Annotated in this window: 11 protein-coding genes; 5 read left to right on the top strand and 6 right to left on the bottom strand. The window is 38.3% G+C overall.

Annotated features, from left to right (window positions below; all coding sequences use genetic code 11):
* Positions 1-471 (top strand): hypothetical protein (locus tag ABIQ28_RS05285; RefSeq protein ID WP_348035835.1); only part of this gene is annotated, 471 nt, incomplete at its 5' end.
* Here ABIQ28_RS05285 and ABIQ28_RS05280 read toward each other — a convergent pair.
* The 6 genes from ABIQ28_RS05280 to ABIQ28_RS05255 form a co-directional block, all read right to left on the bottom strand.
* Positions 458-1,387 carry an ABC transporter ATP-binding protein gene (locus tag ABIQ28_RS05280; RefSeq protein WP_348035834.1) on the bottom strand — a complete coding sequence of 310 codons (930 nt, stop codon included), beginning with the start codon at positions 1,385-1,387 and terminating at the stop codon, positions 458-460. The two genes, ABIQ28_RS05285 and ABIQ28_RS05280, sit on opposite strands and share 14 nt — an antisense overlap.
* Before the next feature lie 73 nt (positions 1,388-1,460).
* A complete protein-coding gene (locus ABIQ28_RS05275; protein WP_348035833.1) occupies positions 1,461-3,626 on the bottom strand; it encodes a prolyl oligopeptidase family serine peptidase in 2,166 nt (721 codons plus the stop codon).
* 134 nt (positions 3,627-3,760) lie between these two features.
* Positions 3,761-4,750: an aspartate-semialdehyde dehydrogenase gene (locus ABIQ28_RS05270; RefSeq protein WP_348035832.1), complete on the bottom strand. Its 990-nt coding sequence runs from the start codon at positions 4,748-4,750 to the stop codon at positions 3,761-3,763.
* A gap of 122 nt (positions 4,751-4,872) precedes the next feature.
* On the bottom strand, positions 4,873-5,283 hold the full coding sequence (gene mscL / locus ABIQ28_RS05265; RefSeq protein ID WP_348035831.1) for a large conductance mechanosensitive channel protein MscL: 411 nt from the start codon (positions 5,281-5,283) through the stop codon (positions 4,873-4,875).
* A gap of 74 nt (positions 5,284-5,357) precedes the next feature.
* Positions 5,358-6,464, bottom strand: coding sequence for an alanine racemase (gene alr, locus ABIQ28_RS05260; RefSeq protein ID WP_348035830.1), 1,107 nt, complete (start codon positions 6,462-6,464; stop codon positions 5,358-5,360).
* Positions 6,457-7,104 carry a thymidine kinase gene (locus ABIQ28_RS05255; RefSeq protein WP_348035829.1) on the bottom strand — a complete coding sequence of 216 codons (648 nt, stop codon included), beginning with the start codon at positions 7,102-7,104 and terminating at the stop codon, positions 6,457-6,459. The genes alr and ABIQ28_RS05255 overlap by 8 nt, the downstream gene beginning before the upstream one ends.
* A gap of 102 nt (positions 7,105-7,206) precedes the next feature.
* Here ABIQ28_RS05255 and ABIQ28_RS05250 point away from each other — a divergent pair, with 102 nt between their 5' ends.
* The 4 genes from ABIQ28_RS05250 to ABIQ28_RS05235 all read left to right on the top strand — a co-directional run.
* Complete coding sequence (locus ABIQ28_RS05250; RefSeq protein ID WP_348035828.1) at positions 7,207-8,034, top strand: hypothetical protein; 828 nt, start codon at positions 7,207-7,209, stop codon at positions 8,032-8,034.
* A 3-nt stretch (positions 8,035-8,037) separates the two neighbouring features.
* Positions 8,038-8,715, top strand: coding sequence for a 16S rRNA (cytidine(1402)-2'-O)-methyltransferase (gene rsmI / locus ABIQ28_RS05245; protein ID WP_348035827.1), 678 nt, complete (start codon positions 8,038-8,040; stop codon positions 8,713-8,715).
* Between the two features lie 76 nt (positions 8,716-8,791).
* Positions 8,792-10,162, top strand: coding sequence for an NAD(P)/FAD-dependent oxidoreductase (locus ABIQ28_RS05240; RefSeq protein WP_348035826.1), 1,371 nt, complete (start codon positions 8,792-8,794; stop codon positions 10,160-10,162).
* A gap of 3 nt (positions 10,163-10,165) precedes the next feature.
* Positions 10,166-10,718: uracil-DNA glycosylase family protein (locus ABIQ28_RS05235; protein WP_348035825.1), on the top strand; the 553-nt coding region annotated here is incomplete at its 3' end.

Below are 10,718 nucleotides of genomic sequence, written 5' to 3'. Positions count from 1 at the left end.
TTTATTCTGTCAGACGGGAATCGATTTCAAAACATCTGGCGTTTATGGAGCATGAAGGAAAGTGCTTATAAAATCATTTCGAGAGCCGATGGTATGGTTCGTTTTAATCCGAAGGATTTTTGCTGTTTTACCACGAATGCCACTAAAGGATATGTTGTCTTTGATAATAAAGTGATCCCTACAGTTTCTCAATCAACGGAGAAGTTCATTCAAACAACGGCTTTTTTAGAGCAGCGTTATATTTCTGAAGTATTTCAGTTCTTAAATGCGGATTCTAATCTGCAAAATCAGCAAAGCAATCAGAAGGCTGTTACGGCTTATGCCCTATGGATGAACCTGTCTCAAGAAACTCTTGCAATCATTAAAAATGACAATGGCGTCCCACATTTTTATAGCAACGGTCGCTTATTAGCAGCTCAATTATCGCTCACGCATCACGGTCATTTTGGAGCCTTGGCTATTGCCGTTTGAGAATTTCAAGAAAGACTTTTGAGTTTATTTCTAATGCAGTTCGATTCTCAAAATAAATAATATCATCCTCTGTATGCGCTTCAATCAAATAATAGTGGCCTTTAAAATAATTATGGTAGACTTCAACTCTTAAATCTGATTTCTCAACAATTTTAAGTTGATGTGCATAGATGATGTCATCATTGAGGAGATTAAACTCGCCAAAAAAGGATGCGGTTAAGGGCATTTCTGGGTTTTTATAAAGTTCCTGAGGCGATTTGTTGGAGATGACGATTGAATCGTGCAGAACAATCATTCTATCCGCAAATCCCAACACATCTTCACTGTCGTGCGTAGCCACAATACAGGCGATGTTTTTTTCTTTTAAATAATTAAATACGCTTCTGCGTAAGGATTGTTTCTGAAAGTTATCAATATGACTGAAGGGTTCGTCCAACAAGATGATTTCGGGCTTTTTTGCCAAAGCTCTTGCCAAGGCCACACGTTGTTTTTGTCCGCCACTTAAGGTCTTCACTTTCGTTTTTGCGAAATCGGTTAATTCAACCACTTCCAAAAGTTCTGCCACACGTTCTTTTTTTTCTTCTGGAAAGAAATTGGACAGGTGTTTGCCAATGTTTTCTTCAACCGTTATAAACGGCATTAAATCGAATTCCTGTGCGACATATTTCATAAAATCATAGCCTACCACAAGATTGTATTTTGGGCCTAAAATTTCGGTGTCTTCCCAAAAAATATAACCTTCGTTCAAATCATATTCGCCGTAAAGCAATTTTAAAAGCGTGGATTTTCCGGAGCCGCTTTCGCCAATAATAGAAACATGTTCGCCTCTATTTACCGAAAAGTTGATATTACTAAGGACAGGGGAACCTGTGTTTTTTGTATTATAAGAAAAGGTAAGGTTATCGACTTTTAGCATGGTAATTTTATAATAAAAACCTGTCACTTCCGATACTTCGGAACTGACAGGTCTGAAATCAATTCTGAATTATTTATCCTTTTATTTTTGCATTGGTTTTATTAGGAAGCACCTCATAGCCCATATTGTAAAGCGTAAAACCGAAAATATCAGCATACTCTTCAATGGTCTTGCTTACAGGAGTTCCGGCACCATGGCCAGCATCGGTTTCAATTCTGATCAACGTTGGATTGTCGCCAGTTTGTTTGCTCTGTAATTCGGCCGCAAATTTAAAACTATGCGCAGGAACCACGCGGTCATCATGATCGCCTGTGGTGATCATCGTTGCAGGATATGCCACACCTTCTTTAACGTTGTGGATAGGGGAATAGCCTTTTAAATATTCAAACATTTCTTTGTCATCTTCTGATGTTCCATAATCATAAGCCCAACCAGCTCCTGATGTAAAGGTGTGGTAACGTAACATATCCAATACGCCAACCGCTGGAAGTGCTACTTTCATTAAATCTGGGCGTTGGGTCATGGTTGCACCAACTAACAATCCGCCGTTTGATCCTCCACGAATCGCTAAATAATCTGACGACGTGTATTTGTTGTCAATTAAATATTCTGCGGCAGCGATAAAATCGTCAAACACATTTTGCTTTTCTTTTTTGGTACCGGCATCATGCCATTTTTTGCCATATTCTCCACCGCCACGGATATTAGGAACGGCATAAATACCGCCTTGTTCCATCCAGACCGCATTGGCAATGTTAAATCCAGGAGTCATAGAAATATTAAATCCGCCGTAACTGTATAAAATGGTTGGATTTTTACCATCAAGTTTGACGCCTTTTTTATAAGAAATGATCATTGGTATTTTAGTACCGTCTTTTGAAGTGTAGAATATTTGCTTGCTTTCAAAATTGTCGGCATTGAAATCGATAGCTGGTTTTTTATAAACTGCAGAAACACCACTTTCAGGATTCAAAGTATAGATAGTACCTGGAGTGATATAGTTAGAGAAGGAAAAATAGAGTGTTTTATCTTCTTTTTTACCACCAAAACCGCCAGCACTTCCAACCCCTGGAAGTTTGATTTCTCTATTCAACTTGCCGTCATAATCATACTGCAATACTTTAGAAACAGCATCCACCATATATCTGGCAAAAATATAACCACCACCAGTAGAAACGCTCAATACATTTTCTGTTTCAGGAATGAAATCCTTCCAGTTTTCTGGACTTGGATTTGAAGCATCAACAGTGACGATTTTTTGATTTGGCGCATTTTTATTGGTGATTAAATAAAGCGTGCTTCCTACGTTTTCAATGACGCTGGTATCGGTATCGGTATTATCTAAAATGGTAATCATTTTACCATTCGGCTGTGATAAATCTTGCATTAATAGCTTCGTGCCAGAGGTAGAGCTTCTTGGGTAGATGAATAGATATTTACCATCTTCAGTAACGCCACCACCAACATAACGGTGTTTTTGCTCAGCAGTGCCACCATAAATCAATTGGTCTTGTTTTTGTGACGTTCCTAATTTATGGTAGAAAAGCTTGTGTTGATCAGTTTTAGCTGAAAGCTCACTGCCTTTAGGTTTGTCATAGCTTGAGTAATAAAAGCCATCGTTGTCCTTCCATGAAATACCGCTGAATTTAACATCGACAAGTGTATCTTCAATTTGTTTTTTGGTGTCGACATCCAAAATAATGACTTTACGCCAATCGCTTCCGCCTTCAGAAATTTGATAAGCAGCAAGTTTTCCGTTTTTAGAGAAATTAAGACCCCCCAATGAAATGGTGCCGTCTTTACTAAACGTATTCGGATCTAAAAAGATCTCATCGTTATCTTCTCCAGTTTTCTTTCTGTATATAACCGATTGGTTTTGTAAACCATCATTTTTGTAATAATAAGTATAATCGCCCTCAACGAAAGGAGCGCCGATTTTTTCGTAGTTCCAAATTTCTGTCAATCGATCTTTCAATTCTTGACGGTATGGGATTTGTGCTAAATAATCGCCAGTAACTTGATTTTGAGCTTTTACCCATGCTCCGGTTTCTTCACTTCTGTCATCTTCAAGCCAGCGGTAGGGATCATTTACTTGTACTCCAAAATAAGTATCAACGGTATCCACCGTTTTGGTTTCAGGATAAGTCACAGCAATCGCATTGGATTTTTTAAGTTCGTTTTCATTTTTGCAAGCGGTAATTGTAGTAAGAACGACCATTGCAAGCGCTAATTTTTTCATAAAAGTAAACGTGTTAAATGTTGAGTTCCAAAAATAAACAAAAAAGCCCCTACAAACAGGTGTAAGAGCTTTTTTAATATAATGTTAAGACATCTATTTCTTAATAATAGTATTCTTTTTTCAAAACCATCTGATTAAACAAGATGTCTTTCAATTAAATATTCAGCAATTTGAATGGTGTTTGTAGCGGCACCTTTTCTTAGGTTGTCACTTACAATCCATAGATTTAATGAGTTAGCTTGTGAGCCGTCACGTCTGATACGTCCCACAAAAACATCGTCTTTTCCGTTGGCATATATAGGCATAGGATAAGTGTTGACATCCGTATTATCTTGAACCACAACGCCAGGAGTTTGGCTTAGTAATTTACGAACTTCAGTAACGTCAAAATCATTTTCAAATTCGATATTAACCGCTTCGCTGTGCCCGCCTTGCGTTGGTACTCTTACAGCGGTTGCCGTTACTGCGATGGATCGGTCTTCAAGAATTTTTTGAGTTTCCTGAACTAACTTCATCTCCTCTTTTGTGTAGCCGTTTTCTTCAAACACGTCACAATGTGGAATGACATTCTTATGTATTGGGTAGTGGTAAGCCATTTCTCCTGTAATGCCAGCCAACTCATTTTCCAGTTGTTTTACTGCCTTTACCCCAGTTCCTGTGATGGATTGGTAGGTAGAAACGACCACTCTTTTGATTTTATATTTTTTATGAAGCGGTGCCAAAACCATGACCATTTGAGTGGTTGAACAGTTTGGGTTAGCAATGATTTTATCGTCCTTAGTTAGCAGATGTGCATTGATTTCTGGAACGATCAATTTCTTTGAAGGATCCATGCGCCAAGCGGAGGAATTGTCAATAACCGTCGTGCCGGCTTCTGCAAATTTTGGAGCCCATTCTAATGAGGTGGTTCCGCCTGCAGAAAAGAAAGCGATATCTGGTTTTTTTAAAACTGCTTCAGCTAATCCTATGACCTTGTAGGTTTTATTCTTAAAGGTAATTTCCTTGCCAACCGATCTTTCTGAAGCTACCAGGATCAATTCCGTAAATGGAAAATTACGTTCTTCAAGGATATTTAACATTACTTCGCCCACCATTCCAGTGGCACCAACAACAGCTACTTTCATAATTAAAAATTTTTAAGTTGCTAAATTAACCATTAATTCAATGTATTTAAAAAACCTGATATAAAAAAAAGAGCCCGATTTTTTGAAAATCGGGCTTAAGTTAGAATATGGGAGTAGCGCGATTATTTTTTTAATGCATCCCTGATTTCTTTCAATAAATCGATTTCAGTAGGACCAGCAGGAGGTGCAGGAGCAACTACTTTTTTAGCTCTTACCTTAGCGTAGGCTTTAACAATCATAAATAATACGAAACCAACAATTATTAAATTGATGATGGAGTTGATCCATTTACCATAAGCAATTACTGCTGCTCCAGCTTCATTTGCAGCGGCTAAAGAGGCGTATTCTTTTCCATCTAAGGAGATGAACATGTTTGAAAAATCCATGCCTCCAGAGAAATAACCTACGATTGGCATCATAATGTCGGTGACAAAACCATTGACAACCAAGCCAACAGCTCCAGCCAAAAGAACCGCAACTGCCAAGTCAATGACGTTGCCGGTCATAATAAAATCTTTAAAGTCTTTCCACATAATAGGTATATTTGGTTAACTGTTTAGTAACGAAGGTAATAAAATTATATAAAAGTTAAATTATTCATAAGAAATTATTTTTTGATAACTCGTTTAACACGTTGGGAAATAGCTGTAATTAATTCATATGATATGGTGTTTGCACAACTCGCTAGGTTTTCAGCAGTATGCAAAGCGTCAAATACAATAACTTCGTCGCCTTCCTCGCAATTAATGTCTGTAACATTAACCATAATCATGTCCATGCAAACATTACCAATGATTGGTGCTTTTTTCTCATTAATAATGACGAATCCTTTTCCGTTCCCGTATTGTCTGCCAATACCATCGGCATGACCAATGGGAATAGTGGCCGTTCTCATTAATGATTTGCTTTTATAGGCACGATTGTAGCCAACCGTTTCGCCTTCTGGAATTTCATGTATTTGTGAAATAACCGATTTAAGCGAAGCAATAGGTCTGAAATGTTTGTTTTCTTTTTCAGAATTGCCAAAGCCATAAAGACCAATTCCACTGCGTACCATATCCAAATGAGCTTCCGGATAGTTTAAAATGCCAGAGGTATTACTTAAATGCAGCATCGGTTGAAAGCCGAAAATCGTTGTAAACTTTTCTGTGATAGTTTTAAACGACGCTATTTGTTGCAGTGTGAATTCCTTTTCTTTCAAATCTTCACTGGCCGCCAAATGTGAAAAAATCGATTTAACTTCAACAGCTTCCGACGTGTTTATCTTTGAATAGAGTCTTTCGATATCATCTTCAGAAAAACCCAATCTGTTGAGTCCTGTATTAAATTTGAGATGAATAGGATAGTGTTTTTGCTTTTTATCAGAAGCAACCTGTAAAAACTCATGGAGTACTTTCGCATTATAAATGCTTGGTTCCAAACAATGTTTTATAAGGTTTTCAAAACCGATAGGCAACGGATGCAATACTAAAATAGGTTTTGTGACTCCTGCATTTCTTAAGGCAACACCTTCATTAGTATACGCCACCGCAAAATAATCGACATCCAAGTTTTGCAGAAAAAGTGCGATTTCATCAGCGTCGTTGCCATAGGCAAATGCCTTGACAACAGCTAAAAATTTGGTGTTCTTATTTAATCTGGATTTGAGGTATTCAAAATTGTGTTTTAAGGCAGAAAGATCAATTTCGAGTACGGTTTCTTGCGCTTTAGGCATTGGGGTTTTTGGGTTTTGGGATAAGTTCTTGGGCGTCTTTGACCTTTATGTTTCTTGCTTTGTCATGTGCCATTGCTTTGTAAAATGCGCCACGACTTAAGGGTTCGTATTCTTCCACTTCTCCTAAAAGTACTATGGCATCGCTTTTAGCTTTTCTGTAGCTATACTGTGCTAAATTTCCGGTACGGGTACAAACAGCATGAACCTTAGTGACATATTCTGCAGTGGCCATTAAATTTGGCATGGGGCCAAAGGGATTGCCTTTAAAATCCATGTCTAATCCAGCAACGATAACTCTAACGCCCTTATTTGCTAAATCATTGCAAACCCGAACGATTTCATCATCAAAAAACTGAGCTTCATCAATGCCCACCACATCGCAACCATCAGCTAAAATAGGAATATTAGCCGCGGCAGGAACCGGTGTAGAACGGATTTCATTGGCATCATGAGATACCACGAAAGCATCGTCATACCGCACATCGACAGCAGGTTTAAAAATTTCAACTTTTTGTTTTGCAAACTGCGCACGCTTAAGACGCCTGATCAATTCTTCGGTTTTTCCCGAAAACATAGAGCCACAAATAACCTCAATCCACCCAAATTGTTCTTTAGGATTTACTGTATTTTCAAGAAACATTTTGTAATTTTAACACTTAACAAAGCTTACCTTTGTATTCTATAAAGGTGGCGCAAATTTATTAAAAATCAAAAGTATAAAATCGAATTAAAGTTAAAAGTTATGAAGAAGAAGTTGGAGTCTGAACTAATGAGCATTGCACATCGAATTCTAAAACTGAAGGGTAGAGAGAATGTGATTGAGCTTCATCGTGAGACCGGTCTTTTATATGAAAAACTAAGTGTTTTGAAATTTGCCCATGAAAATTTAGAACAAAATTCGCCGACTATTGGCGTTGATTCGTCATTTTTTGACATGTTGGATGTAGCTTTCAATAATGAAGTGAGTGATAATATTGAACGTGGCGATAGAATTTATGTCAACCTTGATGAAATAGAAGATGATGGCATCATGGAGCCCGTCATGGAGAAGATTAAGGATATTGTGGCGCAAATGCCACATGAAGCCCATGCAATTGATGCGCTTTTTGACGAGCCGCTTTCTCAATTTGAAGAAACCAAAAATAAGGAAACTAAAGTTGAAGAGTCCAGAATTGAAGAAGCTAAAGCTGAAGAGAATAAGGTTGAGGAGGTCAAAATAGTAGAGTCCAAAAATGATTTTGATTCCTTGACTGCCGATTTTAAAAACATGCCAGTTTTTGATCCGGTGCCGTCTTCAAAATCTCAGGATCCTCACAAAAAATCTCTGAACGACAAACTTAAACACGGTCTTAATATTGGATTGAATGATAAAATTGCTTTTATAAAGTATCTTTTTGATGGCGAACGCGAAGATTATGAACGCGTACTTTCTCAAATCAATACGTCAAGTTCTTTTGGTGAAGCTGAGAATTTAATTCAAAATATTGTGAAGCCAGACTATAATGGTTGGTTAGGAAAGGAAGATGTTGAAGCGCGTTTTATGACTATTATAGAAGGCAAGTTCGATTAATTAATGAGCAAATTATTCATCGTACCCACACCTATAGGAAATTTAAAGGATATGACTTTTCGGGCTGTTGAGGTTCTAAAAGAAGTTAATTTAATTTTGGCCGAAGACACGCGTACTTCTGGTAAACTCCTTAAGCATTATGGAATTGGAACGCCTGCGCAATCGCATCACATGCACAATGAGCATAGAACGGTGGAGCATTTGATTGAAAAGATCAAATCGGGTACTACAGTGGCATTAATTAGTGATGCAGGAACGCCTGCCATTTCTGATCCAGGATTTTTATTGACGCGTGCCTGTATTGAAAATAATATTGAAGTGGATTGTCTGCCAGGTGCAACTGCTTTTGTACCGGCGCTGGTCAATAGTGGATTGCCAAACGACAAATTTGTGTTTGAAGGTTTTTTGCCGGTTAAAAAAGGGAGACAAACCCGATTACTACTTCTGGCGGCAGAAACCCGAACAATTATCTTTTATGAAAGTCCACACAAACTTCTTAAAACCTTAGCTCATTTTTGCGAGTATTTTGGCGAAGATCGCTCAATTTCCGTATCGAGGGAATTGACGAAACTCTATGAAGAAACCGTTAGAGGAACTGCAAAAGAAGTCTTCGAACACTTCACTGCAAAACCTGCAAAAGGCGAAATTGTGATCGTTGTTGCTGGAAAGCATAAATCTTAGCGCATTTCAAACTTTAGATTTTTCATAACATTTTCTGCTTAAAACTTCAGTATCTTTTTGCTCAGATAAGAAGATTATGAAAAAAAAGCATTATAACGTTTTGATTATTGGAAGTGGCGTCGCAGGACAAACCGCTGCAGAAATTTGTAGAGCTCAAAACTTAAACGTTGCCATTACGGACAATAGGGAATTTGGTGGTACTTGCGCCAACAGAGGTTGTGATTCCAAACGCATCATGCTTCAGTTTTCAGAACTCCTCTATAAAAGCCAGAATTTAAAAGGGTTCGGAGTTGAGGAAAAGCCAAAGCTGAGCTGGAAAAAAGTTCAGAAGTTTAAACGATCGTTTTCTGATCCAATTCCACCAAATACTGAACAAAAGTTAACCGATTTAGGCATGTCACTTTACCATCATTCGCCTAAATTTATCAGTGACAATGAGGTCGAATTAGAAGGGAAGGTGATATCTGCTGATTATTTTGTGATCGCTACCGGAAATATTCCAAGGCCATTAGATGTTGAAGGCAAAGAATATTTAAAGGTAAGTGAGGACATTCTCAACTGGAAGAAAATTCCAAAATCCGTCACGTTTATTGGCTCAGGTTATATCGCTATGGAATTTGCCTGTATGTTGGCGACGTTAGGTTGTAAGGTCACAATTGTCGAAAAGGAAAATAATGCTCTTGCAGATTTTGATCCGTATTTGGTTGAAAAATTAATAGGGAAATTAAAAAGTTTAGGAATTAAATTTGTTTTTAATGCTGAGGTCGCTGCGCTTAAAAAACTAAAAAAGAATTTAAAAGTCTCCTATAATCAAGACGGCGAGTCCAAAACCCATAAATCCAAAAAAGTAATTAATGCGACGGGAAGAGTGCCATCAATTGCTGTGCTCGATTTGGATAAAGCTGGGATTGAAGCCGATGACAACGGTATTGTGGTTAATGATCATCTACAAAGCAAATCCAATCCAAAGGTTTATGCCTGTGGCGATGTTTCGAATAAATCCTTGCCATTGACGCCTTTATCTGGGTTACAGGGATATATTGTCGGGAACAATGTCGTCAAGGAGAACTCGAAAACTTTGGATGTGCCCTGTGTGCCTTCAACCGTTTTTACAACTCCAAATTTGTCATCCGTCGGTTATTTGGAGGAAGAAGCCAAGTCGCGATATAAAAACGTCAAGGTTTATCAAGGCGATTGCAGCGGTTGGTACAATGCGAAAAAGGAAAATGAGGATACTTATGCCTACACTATTTTAGTGAATGAGCGCACTGACGAAATTGTGGGCGCGCATCTGTTGAGTCCTGAAGCCAATGAGAGTATCAACGTTTTCGCCACGGCAATATATAATAAAATGACCGTTAAGGCATTTAAGCATATGATCATGACGTATCCTTCTTTTAGCATGGACTTAAAAAAGATGATGGAGAATGAAAATAGGAGACGATAAGTTATGAAGGATTTGCTCTCAAATATAAGAAACTGTAGTACGTGCAAAGCTCATTTGCCACTTGGACCAAGGCCGGTAGTGACTGCTCATGCCGATGCCAAGATTATGATTATTGGTCAAGCGCCCGGCACTAAAGTGCACGCTTCTGGAATTCCATGGGATGATGCCAGTGGCAAGCAATTGCGAAAATGGCTAGGTGTGACGGACGAACAATTTTATGACGAGAAACTTTTCGCGATTGTGCCGATGGGCTTCTGTTATCCCGGTAAAGGTAAAAGTGGCGATTTACCACCGCGTTCAGAATGCGCTCCACAATGGCATGAGCAGTTATGGGAATTTATGCCCAATGTTGAACTCGTTTTGTTGATTGGAATGTATGCTCAAAGTTATTACTTGAAGAAAGATGCGAAGAAAACCTTGACGGAAACTGTAGATAATTATCAAGAATACTTACCTAACTATTTTCCATTGCCGCATCCAAGTCCGAGAAATCGGTTTTGGTTGACTCGGAATCCATGGTTTGAGAAGGAGGTTGTGCCGGAGTTGAATCTAGCAA

Origin of the sequence: Gelidibacter sp., assembly GCF_039916245.1 — a bacterium.
Taxonomy (GTDB): domain Bacteria; phylum Bacteroidota; class Bacteroidia; order Flavobacteriales; family Flavobacteriaceae; genus Gelidibacter.
This window is presented reverse-complemented; position numbering and strand designations above follow the sequence as displayed.